The following is a 24,269-nucleotide window of genomic DNA, read 5'->3' as shown; positions in this document are numbered from 1 at the left end:
CCGCGGATAGCGGGTGCAGACCGTCTGTCATGGTCCGTAGCGTTCTGGCAGGTCTCGCCAGGAGATCCCGGTCCGGATCTTGTCAACCATCCCGTTGACAACCTGACGGTCCTCCACCGCGGACGACCTGTCGCGGCCCTCGGTATCAGTGGAGCGAGTAACTCCCACTCCTGATCAGTAAGTTCAGGACGGCGTATCTCGCCACTGTGATCGATCACCCGATGATCTTTGAAGACGGACCCTAGCTGACCCGCGACGGGATGAAGTGGTTCTGGGACGCCTGCACCAGCGACGACGCGCGGCGTGTGGAGGTGTGCGCCTCCCCGCTGCGGGCCTCCCTGGAGCAGTTGCGGGGGTTGCCCACGACGCCGGTGATCACCGACGAGGCCGACGTGCCGCGTGACGAGGGTGAGAAGGACGCGAACAGGCTGCGTGAGGCCGGTATGGACGTCACCTCGGTCCGGGTGGCCGGCCTGGTCCACGACTTCCTGCTCCTGGACAGCCTGCGCGACACCCGCGCCGCGAACGTCGCCCGCAAACCGGCCGTCGACGCGCTCAGGACAGCGCTGCACGACTGGGTGACGTCCTGGCACGGCTGAGTCCAGCCACTCAAGGTCCGGGCCCCGAGGCGCAGTTGCGCCCGCGGGCCCGGACCTTCGCGGTGTGCGCGGTACACGTCGCACGAGGCGTCCGGGTGGAGTGTTGACGGTGCATACATCGAGGGTTAGGGTCATGTATACGCCGTAAACATCGAGATGAGGAAACACGCCATGCCCACACCCACGCAGGACACGGTCACGGTCGACGTGGGCGGCCGCACCGTCACCGTCCCCAAGGGCGGCCTGTACGACCGGTACCGGATGGACACCGACCTGGACGACGTCGCCCGGGACCCCCGCGTCAGCGATGTGGACTTCTTCCGCAGGCTCCCCAAGGTCAAGGTCGATTCACCGATCGGCACCACCCTGACGCCGAACTTCTACTACCCCGTCTCGACCGCGCGGCTCACCATGCTCGCCCCCTCCCGCGCCATCCGTTCCCGCCTGCCCGGGGAACTGGCGCCGCTGGAGATCGTCCCCGGCCTCGGTCTCGTGTCGGTGATGTTCTTCCGCTACGACGTGTGTGACATCGACTTCTACACCGAGGCCGCCGTCGGTATCGCCGTCAAGCCGGCCCGGCACGGCGGGCTCGGCTTCTTCGACCTGGTCGCAGGCCTGAAGAACGAGCACCTCGACTCCTATGTGCTGTCCCTCCCGGTGAGCACCGAGATCGCCCAGGTGCGCGGCCACGACGGCTACGGCTTCCCCAAGTGGGTCGCCGGTCTCGACGTCGACATCGACCCCCGGCGGACCGAGGCGCGGGTCGCCAACGACGCGGGCGGGACCGACCTCTCCCTCCACGCGGTCACGCCCGGGCAGACCGCCTTTCGAAGCGGCGAGCGCGTCGGTTCGCTCACCTCCTACACCTCCATGGACGGCGCGTGGCATTCGACGCTGAGTCAGACCAACGTGCTGTCGGCCGGTACGACGCGTCTTCCGCGCGACCTCCGGCTCCAGGTCGGCGAAGGCCGCATGGCGGACGACCTGCGCTCGCTCAGGCCGACACGCCCCCTCCAGCTCGACGTCATGACACAGGGTCAGCTCGCGCTGCACATGCCGGTGCCCAGCTCCGTCCCGGCCCGGAACAAGTAGCGAGGGAACTGGTCATGGTCACCGAACACACGATCCGCCCCACGTACGGCCGCGGGCCGGGTCTGCCCCCCTCGCTCTCCCCGGGCCGCATCGAGCACCTCGCGCGGCGAGTGGCCGCCGCCCCCGACGCGGCCCGCACCACGACCACCGCCCCCTGCACGGGCTTGCCCCTGGCCGACCTGCCGGTCTCGTCACCCGGCGATGTCGAGGACGCCTTCGCGCGCGCCCGGCCCGCCCAGAAGCTCTGGGCCGCCCTTCCGCTGCGTCAGCGCAAGAAGATCCTGCTCCGGTTCCACGATCTCGTGCTCGCCCGCCAGGACGAGGCGCTGGACCTGATGCAGGCCGAGAGCGGCAAGACGCGTCGCGACGCGTTCCTGGAGGTGACCGACATCGCGATCACCTCCCGCTACTACGCGCGCAACGCCGGCACGTACCTGAAGCCCAAACGACGGCGCGGTGCGATCCCGGTACTGACCCACACCACCGAACTCCGTCATCCCAAGGGAGTCGTCACGGTGATCTCGCCGTGGAACTACCCGCTGAGCATGGCTGCGGGCGACGCCATCCCCGCGCTTCTGGCGGGCAATGCCGTCGTGCAGAAGCCTGACACCCAGACCGCCCTCACCGCACTGTGGGCGCTCGACCTGATGCACGAGGCCGGCCTGCCTGCCGATGTGTGGCAGATGGTGGTGGGCCGGGGCAGTTCCCTCGGCGGCGCCCTGATGGAGAACGCCGACTACATGATGTTCACCGGCTCCACCGCAAGCGGCCGCCGGATCGCCCGGGACGCCGGACATCGCCTCATCGGCGCGTCCCTGGAACTCGGTGGCAAGAACGCCATGATCGTCCTCGACGACGCTGACATCGGCAAAGCCGCCGACGGCGCCGTGGCCGCGTGCTTTCCCTCGGCCGGACAACTGTGTGTCTCCATCGAGCGCCTCTACGTCGCCGAGTCCATCCACGACCGGTTCGTCGCCGCGTTCGTCGCCCGCACGAAGCGGCTCAGGATCGGCGCCGCCTACGACTACAGCGTCGACGTCGGCAGCCTCACCAACCCCTCCCAGCTGGAGACCGTCACCAGTCACGTCGACGACGCCGTGGCCAAGGGCGCGACCGTGCTGGCCGGCGGCCGAGGACGGCCCGATCTCGGCCCGCTCTTCTACGAGCCGACCATCCTCACCCACGTCACACCCGACATGACGCTCCACGACCACGAAACCTTCGGCCCCGTCGTCTCCGTGCACTCCTTCCGCACCGTCGACGAAGCGGTCGCGCGGGCCAACGCCACGCCGTACGGCCTCAACGCGGCCGTCTGGACCGGCAACGGCAGCCGCGGGCGGGCCGTTGCCGCCCGTGTCCATGCCGGCACCGTCAACGTCAACGAGGCGTTCGCCGCCGCGTGGGGGAGCGTCGACGCGCCCATGGGAGGCGTGGGCGACTCCGGACTGGGCCGCCGCCACGGCGCCGACGGAATCCTCAAGTACACCGAGCCACAGACCGTCGCCCACCAGCGCGTTCTGGGCTTCACCCCGCCCGCCCGCGTCTCGCACGGGACTTGTGCGGCTCTGCTGACCCGCGCGTTGAAGATGATGAAGGCGGCCGGTGTGCGCTGACATGCCGGACGGGCCGGCATCCGCCCGCGAACCGTGGGCCGCGCCTTCCCCGGGACCGGCGGCTCCGGGGGCCGGAGATCCCGGCCCCGCGAGGCCGACCGGCGCTCCGACCGGCACGGCGACCGGAACGCCGCTCGGCATGTCGATGGAACGGTCACCTCGGTGTGGTCCGCCGTTTTCCCGACGGCTCATCGGCGGCTCCGCGAAGCGCACGACCGCGGTCCGGCCTCCCGGGACGTACGACGTGACGGCCCGGGTGCGGCGGCCGGCAGTCCCGACACCGGTGGCTCGGCGCGATCCCCCGACCACCCTCAGGGCGCCGAACGCCAACCCCGGCACCGGCCCGTCGCCGAGCCGGACCCCGCCGGACATGACCCGAGTCGCCCATCGTGCCCGGTTGCCGCGATCCTCGGTCGCCACCGGTCAGCCCCTGCGCGTCGAACGGGGCAGACGGAGCGCCGAGACGAGGAAGAAGATCCCGCCGAGGGTGGCGTATCCGGCGAGGGTGGTCAGTGAGGGGGCGTCCTGTGAGGCGCCCCGGATGAAGGAGGCACCGGCCAGCACCGAGATGCCACCGCTGGCGATCATGGCCCATTGGCCGCCCATCGGCCGTCGAGCGACGCCCACGAGGAGCTGGACCAGGCCGGAGACGATAGCCCAGGCGCCCCAGACGCGCAGCACGTCGGCGACGCCCGAGGCGCCGGCGACCGCGACGCCGACGGCGGCGAGCGCGCTGATGGCCATGTTGGCGTACAGGCCCTTGGCCGGCCCGGCGGCGCCCGCCGACCGGAAGTCGACGACGGCCGCGACCACGTCGAAGGCGGGATAGAGGAACAGCAGCACCCTTGTCGCGGTGGTGAGGTCGGAGCCGGACACCAGCAGGAGCGCCGCCCAGGCGGCGGCGAAGAAGAAGCGGGTGACATACAGCCGGCGCAGGGCGGGCGCGGTGTCGACGTGCTGAGCGGGTGCGGCGGACGCCATGGGGTTCTCCAGGTGAGTGCGAATAGAGAGAACGATCTCTCTTGTTTGGAGCCTGGCACATCCCCTCCCCGAAAACAAGAGAGAGCGTTCTACCCGCTATCATGGAGGTATGACACGGACGGCGGACGGTACAGGCACCGGCAGGAGAGTCTCGGAAGCCCGGGAGCGGCTCCTGAGGACCGCCGGGCAGCTCTTCTACGCGGAAGGCATCCACACGGTGGGCGTCGACCGTCTGGTCGCCGAATCGAAGATCACCAACGCCACCTTCTACCGTCACTTCCGCAGCAAGGAAGACCTTGCCGTCGCCTACATCGAAGGCGTCGACCACGCGGTGCGCACCCAGATCGGCGCCCTGATGGCCGCGGACGTGCCGACCGACGGCATCCTGCGGGGCATCGGCACGTCCCTGGTCGAGCAGATCCGCTCGCCCGGCTACCGCGGATGCGCCTTCCTCAACGCGGCAGCGGAGTTCCCCGATCCCGGACACCCGGTTCACCGTGCCGTCGTGCAACACCGCGAGTGGTTCCTTCGGACGGTCACCGGACTGTTCGCCGAGATCACGGCCGCGCAGGCCGATCACGCCGGGCGGCACTTCGTCATGCTCCGCGACGGCGCGATGAGCGCCGGCTACCTCGGCGACCCCGTCCTGGCCGGCGAGACCCTGCTGCGCGGCATCGAAGGGCTGCTGAGGATCCACACCGCCCGTGGGCGAGACGAGCCCACGGCCTCCACGTCCGGCCGGACGTCCTCGTCGGCGGCGACGGCCACGACGGCCACGGAGGTCCCCGGCATCGAGTGCTCGCCGCCCGGCGCGTGACCGCGTAGGGGGCATGACCGGCCCCGTCGGGCGCGGAACGGGCTCCCGCGTCGCCCGCCCGTCACCGCGCCCTCGAGGAGCTGACCCGGACGCCCGCCACGACCGCCGCCGACGGCACCGACACGCGGCCCGCACCGACTGCACCGACGGCCCGGACGTCACGGTCGACGCGACTCACGACGTCTGACCGCCGTCGAGGTGTGCGGGCCGTGGCTCCGGCACTTGTCACCCTGGCCGGCGACCGACAAATGCCGTTGCCGCGCAGCCCTGACTCACGTTGGCTGGGCGGCAGGTCGGACCTGCGTACCGACCGGCTCCTCCTGCGCCGATGGCGTGACTCCGACCTCGCGCCCTGGGCGGAGATGAACGCCGATCCCGAGGTGCGCGAGCACTTGGGAGACCTGCTGACCCGAGAACAGAGCGATGCCTCCGTGGCGTCGTTCGGGGAGGAGTTCGACCGGCGCGGCTACGGCTGGTGGGCGCTGGAGGTGTGGGCCACGGGCGAGTTCATCGGCTTCGCCGGCCTGGACCAGGTCGAGGAGGACATGCCGTTCACGGGGGTGGAGATCGGATGGCGGCTCGCCCGCCGGGCCTGGGGCCACGGCTACGCCTACGAGGCCGCCCGGACCGTCCTGGCCCACGGCTTCGGGGGTCTCGCACTGAGCGAGGACCTCGCCGTGACGACGGCCGCCGATCGCCGCTCGCAGGCGGTGATGCGCCGCATCGGTATGACCAGGGATCCGGCCGAAGACTTCGAGGATCCCACCGCGCCCGAAGGGCCTTTGCGGCCAAGCGTGTTGTACCGCATCGCGCGCGGCGCGGGGCACTGACGGCCGCCGCGGCGGCTCCCGGACGCCGCGCCGGGCGGGGCGCTCGCCTCGTGGGGAGTCGTGAGCGACGCCCGCGGGTGCGTGCCGGTCGGCGGCCGGCGGGTCGTCAGCGGCGGGTCGGCTGGAGTCGTTCGACGCGGTCGAGGTCGCCGGTGAGCAGGTCGTGGTGGCTGATGCTGAAGTCTCCGTTGGGCAGCGCCCGGCCTGGGGCGAAATGCCGGCCCACGACGGCGGCGGGGAGGAAGGAGCGCAGGTTATGGCGCATGTCCTTGGGGTGGTCGACGGGCGCGCCCCAGCCCGAGGGGGCCTGGTCGGTGGAGAACAGGACCCAGTGGTCCACGGGCACGGGGGAGTCGAGGTCCGGCGCCCCGCCGGTGTGACCGTCCAGCGCGGGCACGGTCAGCCGGTCGGGGTCGAGGGGGGTGTACCAGAGCAGCAGGGGCTTGGCCCGTCGCGCGTCGGCGTTGTCGAAGCAGCACACGGCGACGGTGTGGTCGGGGAAGTGGTCGGCGTAGAAGCGGAGGAGCTCCGGGTCGAGAGCGGGACGTCGCTGCGGTGGCACCCGCAGCAGCGCGGCCGGCACCGCCGTGGGGTCGTCCGCCAGGATCACCGTGTACACGTCGTGGTCGAAGACCTGGACGGACCGGGGTGCCGCGCTCATCCACGCGATTCCCTCCTCGGCGACAGCGGCGGATTCGACGGTGTCGACCATGCGCTGCAGAACGTCCCCGGCGCGGCCGGCGGAGAGGAAATGGCGTGGGGTGAGCTGCCGGGTGGGCAGGTGCAGGAGCATGGCGTTCGGGCCGTCCGCCAGGTTGGCGGCGGTGTTCTGATAGCCCAGGACGTGAAGGAGTCCGTGGTCGGGGTGGTGGTGCCGCCCGCAGTACACGATCGTGCCGGAGAACGCGGCCTCGCCCGCTGAGATGCACATGGCGGCAAGGTACCGGCCCGGCCCGGACTCGCGTACGCGGGGGAACCGCTGAATGAGCAGTTGGCCGCGATCAAGGAGACCTGGACCGGCGAACAGGCCGAATTCCACGGCGAGTACGCCGATGCGGGGGTCGAGACGGCAGTGCGTGGAACGGGGTCTGGTCGATGAGTTCCGTGTGCATCTGGCGCCGGTGATGCTCGGTTCCGGGGTGAGGCTGTTCGACTGTCCGGGCATCGAGCCGGTCCGGTGGGCCCGCATCCACGACGGCGATCCCGCGCAGGCCGTGGATCCGCGCTACCGGCCGGCTTGATCGCCTCGCCGGGGGGCGCCGCAGCAATGGACGAACGATGCGGTGGTCCGGGAACGAAGCGGTGAGGGGGCAGTGGGTCCTGCTGCCGGACGGGCCTTCAACGAAGTGCGTCACGGCCGAGGTTCAACCGTCCGGACCCCATGCTCCGCGCGGGCACGCCACGTTGGTCAGCCGAGCAGGGTGAGGCCCTCGGGCACGACGATCCCGAACTCCTCCTCCACCACGCGCCGTGCCTCTGCCTCGTCGGTGAGGTCACGCCTGCTCACCGTGCCGTCGGCGCGGGTCTCGACGAGCACGGCGCCGTCGAGGGCCAGTTGCCGCTCGGCCGTGGTCCGCTGGAGGTAGGGACGCCGGGTGAAGGGCGAACGAGGGTTGGTGGCGACGTGCCAGTTGAACACCTCGAAGTCGGAGGCGGCGAACGGCTCCAGAGTGAACGCGTACTGGCTCACCCAGCCCCGTACGGCGCCGTCGTACGCCTGGAGCGCCCACAGTTCCAGGGGACCGGCGTGCGGAAGGGGTACGAACCGATGCCGCCGCCCCGCTCCCTCGAACTCCTCACCGGTGACCAGCGGGACCGGCTCCAGCAGTGCCCCGGCCGCGCCGAAGCCCACGTCCGCGAGATACGGCCGCGGATCACCGGGCACCGTCACCCGCAGCATCATGTGCGTACGTGGCCTGCTCTCCACGCTGGACGCTCCGAGCACCACGCGGCCCGCCAGCCCGGTCACCGTCAGACCGAGCCCCTCCAGGGCCAGCCGCAGCAGGGTGTTGTGCTCGTAGCAGTAGCCACCGCGAGGGCTGCGGACCAGCTTCGCCATCAGATCGGCGGGAGCGAGGGAGGGAGCGGCGCCGGAGAGCGGCTCCAGGTTCTCGAAGGGCAGGGACAGCGCGTGGGCCCGATGCACTCCTCGCAGGGTCGGGAGGCCGGCGCGCCGGTCTCCCTCCCATCCGATGCGTTCCAGATAGGCGTCGAGGTCGAACCGGTCCGTGGCGTCCATGCTCCGACCCTATGCGAAATCGCGGCGCCGTCACCTCGGCCGATGGACGGGGCGGCCTCCTCCCGTGGTCGTAGATCTTGGGCCGGTCGCACGGCACCGCGGGTGCCGTGCGAGGGTCAGGACCGGCCGGGGGTCCGGGAGAGGACGCGCTGGACGGCCTGGTCGACGAGGTCGGGGCGGGCGACATGGATGTAGTGGTCGCTGCCGGTGGCGACGCTCGGCCCGCTGGGGGCCGGGTCTGCTCCTACGACCGGCTCGGTGAGGACCGGCCCTTGAGCACGCCTGGGCCGAGGGCGAGCGCGCGTGGCTCGCCGTCTCCCCGCTCGCGCCCAGGATCTGCTGGATGCCGCTCAGGCTGTCCGGTCCGTCGCCCAGTCCCGCCATCAGCACCACGACCGGCCGGCGCGGCGCCGACTCGCCCGAGCACGACACGCGCACCGACCGGTCGCCGACCTTGATCTTCTCGATGCCGGTGAACGGGTGGCCGCCGCGCTCGACGACCATGGCGGCAGTGACCGGTTCTGTGCTCCAGGAACGGTCCCGCTGGGCCTTGGCCGCCGTGGCGGAGAGGTGGTGAGAGCCGGTGAGCGTGGCCGCGGTCGCGGCGCAGAGCAGGGCGGTCGTTGCGGCGACGGCGGTCCTGGTGGAACGGACCACGGTGCTCTCCACAGGGTGGAGGACGGCATCGGATGTCGGCAGCCGCGCCGTACCTGAGGCGGCGGCGGATCTGTCGGCGTGTCAGAGACCAGGTTCGGCGCCCGCGGCCTCCCCAGCAGGCTGACTCCCCTCTTGACCGGGGGAGAGCCCCATCCGCCGACGGGGTGCCGGCCCGAACGGAGCCCGCGTGGAGCGGATTCGCGGCACCGGCCGGACGGGAGGCCGGCCGGTGCCGGCGCATGTCGCTCCCGCCCGTCGGCATCGGCGCGGGCGGTACCGGTCCGAACTCGACCGGCCCGGACGGTCCAGGCTGCCGCGCGCGGGAGGACTGGCCGGACAGACGGCTAGCCGTGCGGTCGGCTGCGGACCTCAGCGCTCGGGGGCGTCGTCGCCGAAATTTCGTGCTGGAGGTGCCCGTCCTCGCGCAGGGGCAGAAGGACCACCGGGCAGCGGTCGAGGAAGTCTTCGACATCCTCGAAGGCGGCTGGCGGCCTCCGGATGGAGCGGCCGCACGGTCGAGAGCGTAGAAGTTGAGAGCGTAAGAGGGGCGCATCTTCCCGCGCCTTGAGTCGGCCGTGAGCGGTGGGCTGTGAGCGCGGGACTGCGGCCCCCCCCCCGTCACGGCTGGAGGAGTCACCGGCTCGGTTCCCGACACCCCGGCCGTCGACACGTCCGGCGCCGCCGCCCACGCGCATGCTGCCGATCGCGGGGACCCGCCTCTGTTCGCCGGGGGAGCGCCGGGCCCGTCGGCGCCGCGGGGCGTGACCTGGCCGTCGCTCGGTCCGTGCCCGCGCTCCGGTGACCGCCGGTCACGTCGCCGAGAGACCTCGACCCCTGCGGTCAACGGCGCCCGAGCGGGCCCGGTGTCCCGTGTGCCGTCGGCGTCACCGGCCGTCGGGCTCGGCGGTCGGGCGCAGGGCGTCGACGATGAGGTCGAGGAGTTGGTCGGCCTTGTCCGGTACGTCGATCGCCCCGGTCGCGAGGAACACGCCGAGGAGCATCAGGGTGACGTTCTCGGGGTCGACGTCGGAGCGCAGCGAACCGGCCTCCGCCCCCCTGCGCAGCATCGCGGCGATGACGGCTGTGACGCGTTCCCGCGTCGCGGGTGTGGCGATGCTGCCCGACGCCCAGCCCGCGCGCAGCGTGTCGGACATGCCGCGCTTGATCTTGAAGAACGCCGCGTACCGGGTCATCCAGGCGCGCAGCGCGACGGCGGGATCGAGCTCGTCGAGGAGGGTCTCCGCGCTGGACACGACCTCGTTGAGTTCCGCGGCGTAGACAGCCTCCACGAGTGCCTCGCGTGTGGGGAAGTGCCGGTACAGCGTGCCGATCCCGACGCCGGCCGCGCGGGCGATGGCGTCCAGCGTCACGGTGTCCGTCGTCGCCGCGAAGGCGTCCCGGGCGGTGGCGAGGAGTCTGTCGCGGTTCCGCCGTGCGTCCGCGCGGGCCGGCCGGTCCGAGGCCTCCGCACTCGGTTCGGTGGGCGTGGGCTCACTCTCAGGCAAAACGGAGGACCTCCGGTTAGTGTTACGGTGGGAAAACGGAGTTACTCCGTTTCGTCTATGGTCCCACTGAAGGAGAACACCCATGGCCGTCCCCGCCCGATCTCCTCAGGTCACCGCATCCGGCGCGCCGCGCGCCGGGGGCGCCGGACGGCTCGCCGGCCGTCCCGTGTCGCGGATCGGATTCGGCGCGATGCAACTGGAGCGCCTGCGGACCGATCGCAAGGCGGCGATCGCACTGCTGCGCCGCTGCATCGAGCTGGGAACGGACCACATCGACACCGCCCAGTTCTACGGCCACGGCTTCGTCAACGAGGCGATCCGTGAAGCCGTCCGTCCCGAGGACGACGTGATCGTGGTCAGCAAGGTCGGCGCCGAGCCCGCCTCCGAGGGCCCGCTCCCGCTCCGCCTCGCGCAACGCCCCGAACAACTGCGCGCCGGTGTCGAGGACAACCTGGCGACCCTCGGACTGGAACAGATTCCCCTGGTCAACCTCCGCCGTACGGACACCGGTCCGGGGCTGCGTGCCACAGGGGATCAGCTGGTGGCCCTCGACGACCAGCTCGCCGTCATGACCGCCCTGCGGGACGAGGGCAAGATCGGCGCGATCGGCCTCAGCAGCGTCTCCCTCGACGTTCTGCGCAGGGCCCTGCCCGCGGGCATCGCGTGTGTGCAGAACGCGTACAGCCTCGTGGCCCGCGACGACGAGGACATGCTCCGGCTGTGCCTGGACGAGGACATCGCCTGGGTTCCCTACTTCCCCCTCGGCAGCGCCTTCGCCGGGATGCCGAAGGTGACCGACGAGCCGGCCGTCATCGCCGCCGCGCGGGAGTCGAACGTGACGCCCGCACAGGTGGGACTGGCCTGGCTGCTGCACCACGCCCCGAACGTCCTGCTCATCCCCGGCACGGCGGACCCGGAGCACCTGGAGGCGAACGTGCGGGCCGGAGCGGTCACGCTCGACGAGGCGACGCTCTCCGCCCTGGACGCGGTCCGGACCCGTCCCGGGGACATCGCGCTGGACGAGTGACGGGCCGTTCCGGACGGGTCTCGCGCGGGTGGGACCGCGGCGCTCGTGATGCGGTTCCTGTGGCCGGTCAGCAGGACCCGTTGTTCCTGGCCCCGGCTGCCGCGGGATGCAAGGGACCGCGACCGAGGAAGCGCGGTGCGCCGCACGCCTGATCGCCTCGGCCGGGACGGAACTGCCTGGCTTCCGCGACCCGAACGGCCGGACGGACCGGGCAGAGCTCGGAGGCCGGGCCGGCCGGGAGGCACGGACGGCCCGGGTGGCGCGTGACAGGTCAGAACCTGGCCGTGGCACCGGGCCCGTCCGGCCGCCGGTTCAGCGCGAGAAGAGCCCGATGCCCTCCGGGACCGGGCGTTCGGCGCCACCGGTCGGATGGTTGCGCACGACGGGGGTACCGGTCTCCGGGTCGCGGGTCACCAGGGTGGACGAACCGCCACCGTCCAGGTTCACGCCGGCGTCGGCGCCCACGGTGTCGAGTACGTCGGCGACCTCGGCGACCGTCAGGCCCGCACCGCTCTCCGCACTTCCGTCCAGCACCAGCAAGTAGAGACGCCTGCCGTGGTCACCGACCCCCGCGCCGGTCCGGGTCGCCGCGGTCTTCGTGTCCAGACCGGGCAGGGGCTCGCCGTCCCGGAGCACCGGGAAGCCGCCCACGGCGCATCGCAACCGCTTGCCGCTCGCGGACTCGAGCCGGTGCGAGACCTTGACCCGGTCGCCGGTCCGCAGCGCGCGCAGCCGGTCCGCGCCCGCTTCCCGCCCGACCAGTACCTCGGTGTCCTCGGCGATCGCGCCGGCCCCGATCGTCGAGGATCCCGAGACCACCCGGCCGTCGCGGACGGTGACCTCGTAGGTGTCCGTCGAACAGGCCGCGGCCCGTACGGTGTCGGTCCCGCAGACCGAGCGCTGCCGGGAGACGTCGCCCCACTTCGGCGTGAACGCACCCACCCCGCCGACGGGGATGGCGTACTGATTGAAGCCGCCGAGGTCGAACGAACCGGACTTGGTACGGACGCTTCCCGCGAGCGTCAACTCGTCCAGCCGGGCCCGCTTGTCGGAGCCGACCCCGATCACCTCGCGCGTGGAGGTGCCCGGCGGCAGGCCGGGACCGAACCGCTGGCCGTCCGGCACGGCAGCCTTGAGCGCCTCACCGTGGGAGACGGCCGGGCCGACCGCCGAGTTGGTCGGCGCCACCCCCGCGTGCTGCGACTCCTCGATGTTGAAGAAGTCCGCGTTGACACCCGCCACCGCGCCCTGGGCGGCGGCCATCTGGGACAGCTTGACGCGGCTGGAGACCGTTCCGGGGGTGAGCAGGTCCACGGAGACATGCCGGTTGGTGAGGTCGGCGGTGACGAGATGCCCGGAGACCACCCCGTGCGAGCCCGTCACCGAGAACGCCCGGTAGGTGATGCCCGGTGCCACCGACAGGTCGTCGGCCAGCCGGACCTTGTCCAGCGCGGTCGCCTGCCCGACACCTGAACCGGCGACCACCGCGCCCACGGTCGCCGCCGCGACGACGACGTTACGAACCCGAACAGCAGATCTCATCACGTGATGTCCCGTCATGTCCCTTTACCCACACGATCTTCGACAGACGGCATGACACAGGACAGGACGCAACATCGGACGACGGCGCACCGACGGGACGGAGAACTCTGATGCTGTGGCCCGTCGTGGCGGTCGGGGCGAAGTGGCCGGCGAACCGTGCGGCGAGGTCATGGACCACGCGCGTGTCCGCGACGGTTCCCCGTCAAGTTCCTCCGGCCGCTGGGCGATGGGCCGCTCGTCGGCGTTCCCGCCGGTAGGTTCCGCGCGGCCGAGAGCGACAGCGGACAGGGGGGACCCACGGACTCACGAAGGAGTGGGCCGACGCGAAGGCCCAACTGCCAAGCCGGTGTACGGATATGACCTATACGGTGGCGGCCAGCCACAGCAGAAGCAGCAGCGTCGACCGCAGAACCGAGACCGCCCTGCCGCCCCTGACCGTGTGCGGATCACTCGTGCGCGCCAGCATCGCGTGCCCGGTGCCGACGAGCGTCACGAGCAAGAAGACGGCCGAACCGATGAGCCATCCGTCGGACGGCTGAGGCAGGGCCGGGCCGGGATCGGCCGGATCGATCTGGTTCCGTGTCGACCACGCGACGAGCAGGGCGACGGAGGAGCAGGTCACCAGCGCGTCCAGTACCAGCACTGCCGACCAGATCCGGCCCGGATCGATCCTTCGCGTCGTGCCCGCGGTCTCCACGGGGCGGATGGTAGCGGTATCACCCGGCGACTTCGCACCAGGTTTTTTCCCGGGCCCCGCGGGCGAGAGCACCCGCGATGCTCCGGCCGGCCGAGCGGCGTTCCGTGCCCGGGACGGACGGCGGCGCCGGCACCGGGAGCGTCGCCCAGGCGTACTCGCCGTGGCCGTTGTCGCTATCGGGGCCCGTAGCCGTAGCCGTAACGGGACGGTAGGCGGCGGCTGTTCGGTACCGGCCCTGGGCTGTCGCCGGGCCGGCCCGTGCCGCCTTCCCTACGTGTCGCCTCCGTCCCGGTCGTCGTCGAGGACGAGGAGCGGTTTGGCGCCGTGCGCGGGTGCTTCGGCGGACGCGACGGCGTCGGCGAAGCGTTCGAGCGGGAACGGCTCACCCCGAGGAATGCTCAGGACGTCGTCGGCGACGAGATCGCGGACCTCGGACAGCGCGCTGAGCGCATCCGCGGGAGAGGCGGTGCCGAACCAGCGGTTGAGCCAGAAGCCCCGCACCGTCTTGGTCTCGTAGATGAGGGAGCGTGCCGACAGCGGGATCGTCAGTGCCGCCGGGTCGGTCTGCCGATGGGTGGAGAGGGCGCCGTAGACCACCAGCTCTCCTCCGGGTGCCAGCGCCTGGGAGACCTGGGCGCCCACCTGGCCGGCGACACAGTCGACGGCTTTGCGCACGCCGGCCGGTCCGGCGATCTCGGCGACACGCCGCACCAGGTCCTCGTCCTGGGTGCAGATGACCTCGTCGCCGCCGAGCGCCTTGATCTCCTCGACCGCGTCGCGCCTGCGGACGACATTGATCGTGGGCACACCCAGATGCCTGGCCAACTGGACGACCAGCCTGCCGACGGTGGAACCGGCGGCCGTCTGCAGCAGCCATTCGCCGGGCCGCACGTCGAGTTCACGGCTCACCAGCAGCAGCGCCGTCAAGGGGTTGACGGCGAGTTGGGAGGCACTGGAGTCGCTCAGCCCGTCGGGGACCGGCAGGAGCCTGGAGGTATCGGCCACCAGGTACTCCTGCCAGGTGCCGGCCACCCGCGGCCCTGGTACCGCCGGGATCGCGACGACCACCACGCGCTCGCCGATCTCCAGCCCCTCGACACCCGGGCCAAGGGCCTCGATCCGGCCCACGCATTCCATGTGCCCCCCGACCGTGGGAAATTCGGGAGCGAAACCGTAGCGGCCGCGCAGCACGTGCAGATCACTGGCGTGAACCGGGGTCGCCCGCACCCGGACCAACGCCTGACCGGCCTCCGGCACGGGAACGGGCCGGGACTCCAGCCGCAGGACATCGAGCGGCTCACCGACCCCTCCGGCCACGAGGGCGCGCATGGATTCTGACATGAGTGACCTTTCGTCCTCCGGAGAGCCCGACCGACCCCGGCGGCTTTCCGGACAGGAAACAGTTTCGGCGCCGGCGCCTTCGGCGGCGACCGGGCCCGGATTTTCTTCTTCTCATCCCTCAATCGGAATGCGGAGCGCGGAATGCGACATCTTGTGGACGACGGCGATGTTCGCGATCGGCCCGCCGGCCACCGTCACCGCGCAGTCCTCGACGATGCCGCTCTCGCCATACGGTCCGATGTGAAGGAATTCCTGGAATTCGTGGAGCGCGCGCGTAGGACGGTGTCGCGCGAACGTCCTCGGCCCCTGGACGGTCCCGTTGAAGACTCCGGCCCCGAGTGTCACGTCGTCGGCGAGATTGTCCAGCCGAGGCGGCTGATGTTCCCTGCGCTGTCGCGTCGGATCGCTGCTTCCCAGAAAGGTCGGTGGCGTCTTGTACGTCATTCTCGATCGAGCCTCCTGATTCGGTTGGACTTCCCACAGCATCGCGAGGTGCGACCTGTGGTGTCCAACGAAAGTCGGAGACCGTGGCCATCTCTCCTGGAGATACCTCGGGGATCGCGGAGGGATACTCGAAGAGTGGAACTGCGTCAGCTCGAATATTTCGTCGCCGTCGCCGAGGAAGCGAACTTCACCCGCGCCGCCGCACGGCTGCACGTCGTCCAGTCCGCGGTCTCCAGCGGCATCAAGAACCTGGAGCGAGAACTCCGCTCGCCGCTGCTGGAGCGCACTCCCAAGGGCGTGCTGCTCACCGATGCCGGCGCCGCGCTGCTGCCGCGTGCGCACACCGCTCTCGACGCCGCTCAGGAAGCGGCGGACGCGGTGGGCGAGATACGGGGCGGACTGACCGGCACCCTGCGCCTCGGAGCGATATCCACGGTCGGACTCATCGACCTTCCCGTGTTCCTCGGTGCGTTCCACCGACGTCATCCCGGAGTGTTCCTGCAGACCAGCGTGACCCCCTCCGGCTCCCAGGGACTGGTCGAAGCCCTCCTCGAACGGCGGCTCGATCTCGCCTTCGTCTCAGGGGCCGGACCGCCCCCGAAAGGCGTCACACTGACGGCTCTCGCCACCTCGGTGCTCGACCTCGTCGTGCCGGCCACCCATGCTCTGGCGGCACGCGGTGCCGTGTCGATGACCGAGCTGGCGGGTCTGGACTTCGTCGACTTCCCCGCGGGCTACAGCAACCGGACCGTCGCCGACCGGGCCTTCGCCGCCGCAGGCGTCCCCCATCGCGTCACCATCGAGATCACCGACCTCTCCACCGGCGTGGCCTACGTCCGCAACGGGCTGGGTGTCGCGCTGCTGCCGCGGGTGGCTCTCGGCGAGGGACAGGACGTCGTCACCCTGACCGTCGACGACGCTGACCTGGAATGGCGGTTCTCGCTGGCCGCTCCGTCCGGGCGCAGGCCCGGTGCCGCGGCCCGCGCCATGATCGCGATGGCGCACGAGTACCTCTGGCAGGAGTGATCATCGCCTGCCTCCGCTGGAGTTCATCGCTCGCCCCGGCCGTCCATGGGCCGCGGCTCCCGCAGACCGGACCGCACCGGCGGGACCTGACCCGCCGTCGAAGGGCCGCGACCGCTCACGAGTGCGCCCGCTGTCGCGCCAGCTCCTTCAGCGCCATCCGGGCCGCGGGCGTTCCGTGAGGAGTCTGCCAGTAGGGGTGCGCGGCGATGAGGCGGGACAGCTCCTGCAGGCGTCGTCGGTGCGCCGCGGTGCCGTGGGTGGCCGGGGTGTAGGCGAGTTCTCGGTACGTGGCGTACCAGGCGGTCTGGGCCTGGACGAGGTCACGGGGGAAGGGGGAGGCGTCCATGCTCAGAATTAGATCGCATGTTCGATTTTGAGGGCAAGCCGGACCTCCGGACCGGGAGGCTGGATCTCGGAGCCCGGAGCCCGGAGCCCGGAGCCCGGAGCCCGGAGCGCGCCGCCTCTTCCGTCCGCGGTCGTGCCGTTGCCCTCTCATCGCAGCAGGGTCGTCACGGGCGCCGCCGACCCCTCCGCGGTGCCCACAACTCGGCGCGGGCGGCGTCAGCGGCGGGGGAAGGCGCGGGCGTACTGCGGTGGCGCCGGCAGGGTGGCGCCGAGGGAATGCGCGGCGCGCCGCGGCCAGTACGGGTCGCGCAGCAGTTCACGCCCGAGGAAGACGGCGTCGGCCTCACCGAGACCGATGATCCTCTCGGCCTGTTCGGGCTCGGTGATGAGGCCGACCGCGGCCGTGGGGATGCCGGTCCGTGCGCGTACCTGGGCCGAGAAGGTCACCTGGTAGCCGGGACTGACGGGGATGGTGGCGTCGGGCACGATGCCACCCGTGGAGACGTCCAGCAGGTCCACTCCGTGGGCCATGAGTTCGCGGGCGAGGTGTGTGGTGTCGTCGACGGTCCAGCCGGGCCGCGTCTCGGAGCCGTGGCCCGCGAGCCAGTCGGTCGCCGAGGTGCGGAAGAACAACGGGAGTTCCCGCGGCCATTGGGCGCGGACGGCGTCCACCACCTCCAGCGCGAAACGCATCCGCCGTTCCAGGGTGCCGCCGTACGCGTCGGTGCGCTGGTTGGTCTGCGGGGAGAGGAAGGAGTGGACGAGGTAGCCGTGCGCGCCGTGGATCTCCAGGGCGTGGAACCCGGCGAGGTGCGCGCGTCGCGCGGCCCGGGCGAACTCCTCGACGATGTCGGTGATGGCATGGGTGGTGAGTTCGTGGGGGGCGGGGATCGCCCCGAACGCGACGGGACTCGGACCCACGCGCCGCAGGTCGGACCGCGGGGGATGGGCGTCGGCCCAGGGACGTCCGACGCCCGCCTTGCGGCCGGGGTGGTTGAGCTGGATCGCCGGCACCGCACCGGAGTCGCACAGCGCGCGGACGACGCGGGCGAAGGCCGCTGGCTGGTGGTCGTTCCACAGCCCGAGGTCGTAGGCGCTGCTACGGCCTTCCGCGCTGACGGAGGTGGCCTCCACCATGACCAGACCGGCGCCGCCCACCGCGCGGGACACCAGATGCTGGAGATGCCAGTCGGTGGGTGTGCCGGTCTCCGGTCCCTCGGCGGGGGCGGAGTACTGCATCATCGGCGACATCCAGATCCGGTTGGGGATCGTCACACCACGCAACGTCAGCGGCTGGAACAGCTGGCTCACGGAATCTCCAGGGGTGGACGGGGCGGCCATGGGACCGGCCTGGCCGGTGAGGCACCCTGCGCGTGGGCGAACAGGCCGGTGTCGTGGGTGCGGTCGACGTGCGCTTCGATGGTCGTCAGGCCCGACTCGTCCAGGGACCCGTGCGCTCCAAAGCCCGCGCTCGGACTCCCGCACGGAGGGAACGCGGTCCCCTTCGGGCTTCCCGCCCGCTTCCTGGAGCGCCCCGGGCGCCGGTCAGGCCCTACCAGTGTCGCCGTGCGGTGTCCCGGGCGCACCTTCGAGAGCCCGCGCGTGACGGACGAGCACGCACGGGGTGCCGTCTGCAGTGCCCGTTCGATCACGGTGGTCCCAAGCTCGCGGCCGTCCGAGCGGTGCGTGCGTGTCTCCCTCGATCCGCTCCGCGCCCGTCGTTAGGCTCGCGCCACCAGGCAGGTTCCGACCTTCACGGAGGGGCAGGACGGCGAGGATCAACCGCGAACGCCTCACCAGAACACTGACGTTCTGGCTGCGTCCCGTATTCGCCCTGCGCGTCGTCAGCCGCTTTCAGAAGATCGCCGGGTTCGACCGCTCGATGGCGCTGGCGTCCAGCGCCTTGACGACGCTGGTCCCGCTGTCCGTGCTCGTCGGCGCCGTACTGGGCCACTTCGTGCACTACGACGCCGCGGAACGGATCATCAAGCGCTACGGCCTCACCGGGGCCGGCGCCACGGCGGTACGGTCCCTCTTCTCCCCGGCCGAGGGCGCGACCGTCAGTGTCGGCGTCTTCGGGGTCGTGTTTCTGACGATCTCCGTGCTGAGCTTCGCGCGCGCCGCGCAGCGGCTCTTCGAACAGGCGTGGGAACTCAAGCCCCTCGGCGTGCGCAATACGCGTAACGGCCTGTGGTGGATCCTCAGCCTCGGCGGCTACGCGGCCGTCACCGGGTTGCTCTCCGCGGTCGACGTCGGGGGCCTGCTGGACCTGGCGGCCGCGGGGTGCGGGCTCCTGGTGACCGCCGCATTCCTGGTGTGGAGCGGGTGGATCCTGTCGGCGAAGCGGATCAGCCGGCCCGACCTGCTCCCTTTCGGTGTCACCGGGGCGGTCACGAGTGCCGCCTGTTCGGTGGGCGCGAGCGTCTACCTGCCGCGCCTGTTCAACTCGTACACCTCGCGCTACGGAGTGGTCGGCGCCGTCTTCGCGATGATCTCGGCCGTCTTCGCGGTCATGCTCGTCATCGTCGCGTCCTCGGCACTGGGACGCGAGGTGCGCGACGAACTCGAACGGATCCGTCAGGGTCACCGCCCCTCGGACCACGCGGTCCGCCAGGAATGGGACGGCGTCGTCGAACAGACCCGGTCCCGTTGGCGTGCCGTGCGGGAACAGGTCTCCCGTCGGCGGACCAAGGACGCGGACCACTGACGGAGTGATCACGGCCTACGAGCGAGCGTCCGGTCGGGGCCGGCCGCCCGCGAGCGTGGCCTTCCACCGCCGGGCACCGCCCTACCCGGGCGCCGCGCGCCGCGCATGGAACGCGTCAAGGCGGGCCGGTACGGCGCGAGGAACGCGCCAAGAGGGTGCGGGCACGGCCGCAGCAGGGCCCAACCTTGGTGGACCCGCGCGGCTCGCGTGGGGCTCACGCAGTACGAAGGAGCCGGCCACCCATGTCCGTTCTGACCACCGAGCCGGGTGCCACCCCGACGGGGGAGGAGCCGCCCGACGGCGGCGAGCGCCACCGGCTGACCGCCATCACCGGTCTGTCCGCCCTGTCACTGGACGCGATGGCCTCCGTGGCCTACGGCCCCGAGGCCATCGTCCTGGTGCTGGCCGCCGCGGGCGCGCACGGGCTCGGCTTCACCGTTCCGGTGACCCTCGCCATCGCCGCCCTGCTCGCCGTCCTGGTCGCTTCCTACCGGCAGGTCATCGCCGCGTTTCCGGACGGCGGCGGCTCCTACGCCGTCGCCAGGGTTCATCTGGGCGCGCGTACCAGCCTGGTGGCGGCCGCCTCGCTGGTGCTGGACTACGTACTGAACGTCGCGGTCGCCGTGACCGCCGGCGTCGCCGCCCTCACCTCGGCCTTCCCCGGGCTGTACGGCCAGCGGCTCTGGTGGTGCCTGCTGGTGCTCCTACTCATCACCGGGGTCAATCTGCGGGGCATCGTCGAGTCGGCCCGCGCCTTCATCGTGCCGACGGCCGTGTTCGTCGTCTCGATCCTCGTGCTGATCGGAGTCGGTCTGTTCCGGTCCGTGCCGGTGAGCACCGCCGCCGCGCAGGGGCATGCGTCGGTCCTCGCGGACAACGCGACGACGGTCGGGGCGCTGCTGCTGCTGAGGGCCTTCGCCTCCGGTTGTGCGGCGCTCACCGGGGTCGAGGCCATCGCCAACGCCGTCCCCTCCTTCCGCGCTCCGCGTGCCCGGCGGGCCCAGCGGGCCGAGGTCGCGCTGGGCGCCGTGCTCGGTGTGATGCTGATCGGCCTGTCCGTGCTGATCTCCCGTTTCCATCTTCAGCCGGTCGAGGGCGTCACCGTCCTCGCGCAGCTCGCGGACGCCTCCCTGGGCCACAACTGGGCTTTCTACGTGGTGCAGTTCGCCACCATGATCCTGCTGGCGCTCTCCGCGAACACCTCCTTCGGCGGGCTGCCCGTCCTGCTCAAACTGCTCGCCCGCGACAACTACCTGCCGCATGTCTTCGCGTTGAAGGCCGACCGGCAGGTCCATCGCCATGGAGTCCTCGCTCTCGCGGCGGTCTCCGCCGCGCTGCTGGTCTTCTCCGGTGGCGACACCAACACCCTCGTCCCGTTGTTCGCCATCGGTGTCTTCGTCGGCTTCACCATCGCCCAGGTCGGCATGGTCATCCACTGGTACGGCGAGCGGAGCAGGGGATGGCAGGGCAAGGCCGTCCTCAACGGCTTCGGCGGGCTCCTCACCGGGGTGGCGGCGATCGTCGTGACCGCGACGAAGTTCGCGGAGGGCGCCTGGCTGATCGTGATCGCGCTGCCGCTGCTGGTCGTGGCGTTCGAGGCGGTGCACCGCGCGTACGGGCGGATCGGCGAGCGGCTGGGCCTCGGCCGCATCCCCGAGCCGCCGCACCGCGAGCGTTCGGTCGTGATCGTCCCGGTCTCGTCCCTGTCCCGCCTCACTTCCGAGGCCCTCACCGCCGCCGCGTCACTCGGTGACGAGGTCCGGGCGGTGACCGTCTGCTACCCCGACCCCGAGGACCGCGCCCACCTGCACACGCTGGAACGCGACTGGGCCCGGTGGAGCCCCGGGGTGCCGCTGGTCCGGCTCGCCTCGGAGCGGCGCACCCTCGGCCGGCCGATCGCCGCGTACGTACGCGAGGTCACCGCGGCGGAGCCGGCCACCCGCGTCACCGTCCTGATCGCGGAGACCGAGCCGGAGCGGTTGTGGCAACGGCTGCTGCAGAACCAGCGCGGTGCCGTCGTCGCGCACGCGGTGCGGCGTGAGACCGACGCGGTCATCTGCCGGCTGCGGTTCCGGCTGCTCTGACGCAACGGCCTACCGACCGTGAACGACGGTTCATGAGTCATCCGCCCAGGCAGGGGAGCCGGGGGAAGCAGCGCCTTCCCCGGGCGCCCTCCTCCCCCTCCGACCGTTGTCGCCCGTCGTCCACGTCGGGATCCGGGCGGTGTCAGCCGGTGTGGACGGGATGCGTCGGGGCGGCGGCGCTCGCCCAGCGGTGGGTGATCTCGCTCATGGCGGTGGCCGCGCGCTCCGCGGCCGATGACTTCAAACGGACCTCGGGGGCCAACTCGACGTGCAGGAACGGTACGTCCGCGGTGTCGGCGGCCCGCCCCTCCATGTTCGTGCTGCCCTCCACCGGGCACTTCCGCGCCCACGCGCGGCACACATGGAAGCCGTGTGTGCCGAGGGCGTCGGCCAGCCTGCGGGCGTCCGAGCGTGCGGCCGATCCGGCGCCGGTGGAGGCGACCGCGTCGTAGCCGGGGGCGGTGGAGGAGGCGAAGCCGTGCAGTTGGAGTCCGGGCATGCCACGGCGGACCAGTTCGGCGCAGATGGCGTAGAAGACGGTGTCCCGGCGATGGGCCACGTCCGCGGAGTTCCCGGCTCCGGCTTTGCGGTGTGCTCCCGCGATCACCAGGACGCCGCCGGGGGAGTCCCGCAGGACCCGCACGCCCAACTGCTCGGTGCTCTCGTCGAAGACCGGGTGTGGGATCTGCACCGAGAAGCGCGGCGCGTGGTCCAGATCGATGTAGACCCGGCCCCAGCCCCGCGGCGTCACGGCTTCGTCGGTGCGGTCGGCCACTTCGGCGTAGCGGTGTCCGGAGACCCGGTCGAGGACCGTGCGTACGGTGAAGTCCCGTTCGGAGAGCAACCGTTCCGCTTGGGCGCGGTGGCCGTCGACGAGCAGGCCGACCCCTTGGGCGACGGCCGTACGGTCCGCCCGGCCGGGCCGTCGGTAGCCGCCGTCCGGAGCGAAGCGGCCGGTGTAGTCCGCGACCTCCTGGGCGAGGTTCACCGGCGGGGCGTCCTGGCCGGGACGGGCGTCGGAGGACCCTGATCCGCCCCCTCGGGTGGCGTGGATCACGGCGGTCAGTCCACCGGCGAGACCAGCGACGACCAGGAGAATTGTCGTGATCGTTATGATGCGCGAGCGATTGGCACTCATGGTCGTATCAAGATATCCCGGTGAACATACGCCGTAGCCGCACCCCGCTCAGCCTGCTGGCCCCGCTCTCCCTCGTCGCAGCCGTCACCGGCTGCGGGCTCGTCTCGGACGACGGAGGCGGCGGGCCCGCCGGCCGTTCCTTCACCGTGGCGGCGGCCGGCGACATCCTGATGCACCCCGCGCTGGTGGATCAGGCACGCAAGGACGCCAAGAGCACCGGCGAGGGCGTCGCCGGGCTGGACTTCGGGCCGATGATGGCCGGCATCAAGCCGCTGATCAGCAAGGCGGACCTGGGCATCTGCCACTTCGAGCCGGTGGTGGGCACCGTGAACGGCCCGTTCGAGGGCTTTCCGGACTTCCAGGTTCCCCCGCAGACCGCCAAGACGATCAAGGATCTCGGCTACGACACCTGTTCCACGGCCTCGAACCACACGCTCGACCACGGCTACGAGGGTGTCCGGCGCACCCTGGACGCGCTGGACGACGCCGGTCTGAAGCACACCGGCTCCTTCCGCACGCAGAAGGAGGCGCTCACCCCGCTGGTCATGGACGTGAGGGGGGTCAAGGTCGCGCAGATTTCGTTCGCGTACGGCTTCAACGAGCCGCACAAGTACCCCAAGGGCAAGCCCTGGGTCGCCAACGAGATGAGCCTGAAAGCGATCAAGGCAGCCGAGCGGCAGGCCCGCAAGGCCGGCGCCGAGGTGGTGATCCTCTCCATCCACTGGGGCCTGGAACACCACCCGGAGCCCTCGGGCCAGCAGCTCTCCTTCGCCCGGGAGATCGCCCGCCAGACCGGGATCAACCTGGTCATCGGGTGTCACGCGCACGTCGTGCAGCCCATGGAGAAGGTCGACGGCACCTGGGTCGCGTACGGCATGGGCAATCAGATCGCCCGGCACGAGGTGCCGACCGGACTCACCGAGGAGGGCGTGATCGCCTGGTTCACGTTCACCGAGCACGGCAAGGGCCACTGGGACGTCCAGCCGCGGTTCGAGCCGACGCTGCTGGAGATCCCGCCGGACGCCGAGAACGCCACGGACGGGGGCAAGACCGAGTACACCGAGGACGACGCTCGGGACTACCGCCTGCTGGACGTGCCGGCCGCGCTCCGCGACGACAAGGACCTCACCGACCGGCAGCGGGCCCGGCTGCGGCTCGCCTTCGAGCGGACCGAAGGCACCCTGTACAACCGCGGCGCGGCCGAGGACGGCCTGAAGCCGCTGAACGAGATGCCCTGACGGGGGCCTGAGGGTCGGGACGCGGATGCCCTGACCGGGCTCCGCGGCCCTGGGCGCGGATACCCCGACAGGACCCCGAGACCGTGGGCGTGGACGCATGGACGGGGGCCCCGAAGCCGTCTGTCCGGACGCCCTGCGAGTATGGCGCCGCGGGGCGTCCCAGGATGCCCCGAGGGCCGCCGTCACCAGGCAGGCAACCCAGTCGAGTGCCCGAATCTGACCGCCTAAACGCCGATGTTGCGCAGATCACAACGGTACGTGTGCAACTTCATGAGTTTCCAGGTGGTCAGAGTGCTGCGGACACACTCGCGTAACAGGTGTGTCCGTAGCGCACACACAACCGAAAC

At 71.4% G+C, this 24,269-nt stretch carries 23 protein-coding genes and 1 pseudogene; 12 read left to right on the top strand and 12 right to left on the bottom strand.

The features are described from left to right. Nucleotides 1-27 precede the first annotated feature (27 nt). Complete coding sequence (locus OG776_RS42395) at nt 28-168, bottom strand: transposase (protein WP_358751851.1); 141 nt, start codon at nt 166-168, stop codon at nt 28-30. A 77-nt stretch (nt 169-245) separates the two neighbouring features. Here OG776_RS42395 and OG776_RS06460 point away from each other — a divergent pair. From OG776_RS06460 to OG776_RS06450, 3 genes and pseudogenes are all read left to right on the top strand, one after another. Continuing rightward, a pseudogene (locus OG776_RS06460) lies at nt 246-599 on the top strand (alpha/beta hydrolase fold domain-containing protein); the annotation flags it as partial. 171 nt (nt 600-770) lie between these two features. Next, nucleotides 771-1,691 (top strand): acetoacetate decarboxylase family protein, encoded by a 921-nt coding sequence (locus OG776_RS06455; protein WP_329319466.1) that lies wholly within the window; start codon nt 771-773, stop codon nt 1,689-1,691. 14 nt (nt 1,692-1,705) lie between these two features. Further along, on the top strand, nt 1,706-3,304 hold the full coding sequence (locus OG776_RS06450; protein ID WP_329319464.1) for a succinic semialdehyde dehydrogenase: 1,599 nt from the start codon (nt 1,706-1,708) through the stop codon (nt 3,302-3,304). Nucleotides 3,305-3,727: 423 nt separating this feature from the next. On the opposite strand, the gene OG776_RS06445 is transcribed toward OG776_RS06450, so the two are convergent. Further along, complete coding sequence (locus OG776_RS06445; protein ID WP_329319462.1) at nt 3,728-4,285, bottom strand: hypothetical protein; 558 nt, start codon at nt 4,283-4,285, stop codon at nt 3,728-3,730. Nucleotides 4,286-4,394: 109 nt separating this feature from the next. Here OG776_RS06445 and OG776_RS06440 point away from each other — a divergent pair, with 109 nt between their 5' ends. Then, nucleotides 4,395-5,102 (top strand): TetR/AcrR family transcriptional regulator, encoded by a 708-nt coding sequence (locus tag OG776_RS06440; RefSeq protein WP_329319460.1) that lies wholly within the window; start codon nt 4,395-4,397, stop codon nt 5,100-5,102. A gap of 248 nt (nt 5,103-5,350) precedes the next feature. Beyond that, nucleotides 5,351-5,932: a GNAT family N-acetyltransferase gene (locus OG776_RS06435; protein WP_329323667.1), complete on the top strand. Its 582-nt coding sequence runs from the start codon at nt 5,351-5,353 to the stop codon at nt 5,930-5,932. 106 nt (nt 5,933-6,038) lie between these two features. Here OG776_RS06435 and OG776_RS06430 read toward each other — a convergent pair whose 3' ends face one another. Further along, complete coding sequence (locus OG776_RS06430) at nt 6,039-6,863, bottom strand: hypothetical protein (protein WP_148011621.1); 825 nt, start codon at nt 6,861-6,863, stop codon at nt 6,039-6,041. Between the two features lie 52 nt (nt 6,864-6,915). Between OG776_RS06430 and OG776_RS42390 the strand changes: the two genes are divergently transcribed. Further along, entirely contained in the window at nt 6,916-7,173 is a 258-nt protein-coding gene (locus OG776_RS42390) for a dihydrofolate reductase family protein (RefSeq protein WP_148011622.1), read from the top strand. A 167-nt stretch (nt 7,174-7,340) separates the two neighbouring features. On the opposite strand, the gene OG776_RS06420 is transcribed toward OG776_RS42390, so the two are convergent. After that, nucleotides 7,341-8,171, bottom strand: a complete 831-nt coding sequence (locus OG776_RS06420; RefSeq protein WP_329319457.1) for an arylamine N-acetyltransferase family protein — start codon at nt 8,169-8,171, stop codon at nt 7,341-7,343. 343 nt (nt 8,172-8,514) lie between these two features. On the opposite strand from OG776_RS06420, the gene OG776_RS06415 reads away from it, so the two are divergent. After that, a complete protein-coding gene (locus tag OG776_RS06415; RefSeq protein WP_329319455.1) occupies nt 8,515-8,748 on the top strand; it encodes a hypothetical protein in 234 nt (77 codons plus the stop codon). Between the two features lie 964 nt (nt 8,749-9,712). Here the strand turns inward: OG776_RS06415 and OG776_RS06405 are convergent. After that, the gene (locus tag OG776_RS06405) at nt 9,713-10,333 is read right to left on the bottom strand and encodes a TetR/AcrR family transcriptional regulator (RefSeq protein WP_329319453.1); all 621 of its coding nucleotides are present in this window, start codon (nt 10,331-10,333) and stop codon (nt 9,713-9,715) included. Nucleotides 10,334-10,415: 82 nt separating this feature from the next. Between OG776_RS06405 and OG776_RS06400 the strand changes: the two genes are divergently transcribed. Beyond that, on the top strand, nt 10,416-11,360 hold the full coding sequence (locus OG776_RS06400) for an aldo/keto reductase (protein WP_148011626.1): 945 nt from the start codon (nt 10,416-10,418) through the stop codon (nt 11,358-11,360). 312 nt (nt 11,361-11,672) lie between these two features. Here the strand turns inward: OG776_RS06400 and OG776_RS06395 are convergent, their stop codons facing one another. The 4 genes from OG776_RS06395 to OG776_RS06380 form a co-directional block, all read right to left on the bottom strand. Then, nucleotides 11,673-12,902 carry a phosphodiester glycosidase family protein gene (locus OG776_RS06395; RefSeq protein WP_329319451.1) on the bottom strand — a complete coding sequence of 410 codons (1,230 nt, stop codon included), beginning with the start codon at nt 12,900-12,902 and terminating at the stop codon, nt 11,673-11,675. Nucleotides 12,903-13,263: 361 nt separating this feature from the next. Further along, nucleotides 13,264-13,599 (bottom strand): hypothetical protein, encoded by a 336-nt coding sequence (locus OG776_RS06390; protein WP_329319450.1) that lies wholly within the window; start codon nt 13,597-13,599, stop codon nt 13,264-13,266. Between the two features lie 270 nt (nt 13,600-13,869). Continuing rightward, the gene (locus tag OG776_RS06385) at nt 13,870-14,940 is read right to left on the bottom strand and encodes a zinc-dependent alcohol dehydrogenase family protein (RefSeq protein ID WP_261994754.1); all 1,071 of its coding nucleotides are present in this window, start codon (nt 14,938-14,940) and stop codon (nt 13,870-13,872) included. Nucleotides 14,941-15,051: 111 nt separating this feature from the next. After that, nucleotides 15,052-15,384 (bottom strand): hypothetical protein, encoded by a 333-nt coding sequence (locus OG776_RS06380; RefSeq protein WP_148011629.1) that lies wholly within the window; start codon nt 15,382-15,384, stop codon nt 15,052-15,054. 135 nt (nt 15,385-15,519) lie between these two features. On the opposite strand from OG776_RS06380, the gene OG776_RS06375 reads away from it, so the two are divergent. After that, nucleotides 15,520-16,410: a LysR family transcriptional regulator gene (locus tag OG776_RS06375; protein WP_329319447.1), complete on the top strand. Its 891-nt coding sequence runs from the start codon at nt 15,520-15,522 to the stop codon at nt 16,408-16,410. A 115-nt stretch (nt 16,411-16,525) separates the two neighbouring features. Here the strand turns inward: OG776_RS06375 and OG776_RS06370 are convergent, their stop codons facing one another. Together OG776_RS06370 and OG776_RS06365 are read right to left on the bottom strand one after the other, a co-directional pair. After that, the gene (locus OG776_RS06370) at nt 16,526-16,756 is read right to left on the bottom strand and encodes a hypothetical protein (RefSeq protein WP_148011631.1); all 231 of its coding nucleotides are present in this window, start codon (nt 16,754-16,756) and stop codon (nt 16,526-16,528) included. A gap of 215 nt (nt 16,757-16,971) precedes the next feature. Continuing rightward, complete coding sequence (locus OG776_RS06365) at nt 16,972-18,066, bottom strand: NADH:flavin oxidoreductase/NADH oxidase (RefSeq protein WP_329319444.1); 1,095 nt, start codon at nt 18,064-18,066, stop codon at nt 16,972-16,974. Nucleotides 18,067-18,637: 571 nt separating this feature from the next. Between OG776_RS06365 and OG776_RS06360 the strand changes: the two genes are divergently transcribed. Beyond that, nucleotides 18,638-19,462 carry a hypothetical protein gene (locus OG776_RS06360; RefSeq protein WP_329319442.1) on the top strand — a complete coding sequence of 275 codons (825 nt, stop codon included), beginning with the start codon at nt 18,638-18,640 and terminating at the stop codon, nt 19,460-19,462. Between the two features lie 242 nt (nt 19,463-19,704). Then, on the top strand, nt 19,705-21,546 hold the full coding sequence (locus tag OG776_RS06355) for an APC family permease (RefSeq protein ID WP_148011632.1): 1,842 nt from the start codon (nt 19,705-19,707) through the stop codon (nt 21,544-21,546). A 142-nt stretch (nt 21,547-21,688) separates the two neighbouring features. Here OG776_RS06355 and OG776_RS06350 read toward each other — a convergent pair whose 3' ends face one another. Continuing rightward, a complete protein-coding gene (locus OG776_RS06350) occupies nt 21,689-22,684 on the bottom strand; it encodes a hypothetical protein (protein ID WP_148011633.1) in 996 nt (331 codons plus the stop codon). A 20-nt stretch (nt 22,685-22,704) separates the two neighbouring features. On the opposite strand from OG776_RS06350, the gene OG776_RS06345 reads away from it, so the two are divergent. Beyond that, nucleotides 22,705-23,922: a CapA family protein gene (locus OG776_RS06345; protein WP_261994756.1), complete on the top strand. Its 1,218-nt coding sequence runs from the start codon at nt 22,705-22,707 to the stop codon at nt 23,920-23,922. The last annotated feature ends 347 nt before the right edge of the window (nt 23,923-24,269 follow it).

Source organism: Streptomyces sp. NBC_01689 (assembly GCF_036250675.1).
In the GTDB taxonomy this organism is placed as follows: Bacteria; Actinomycetota; Actinomycetes; order Streptomycetales; family Streptomycetaceae; genus Streptomyces.
The sequence above is the reverse complement of the archived record's forward strand: the minus strand, read 5'-3'. Positions and strand labels throughout refer to the sequence as shown.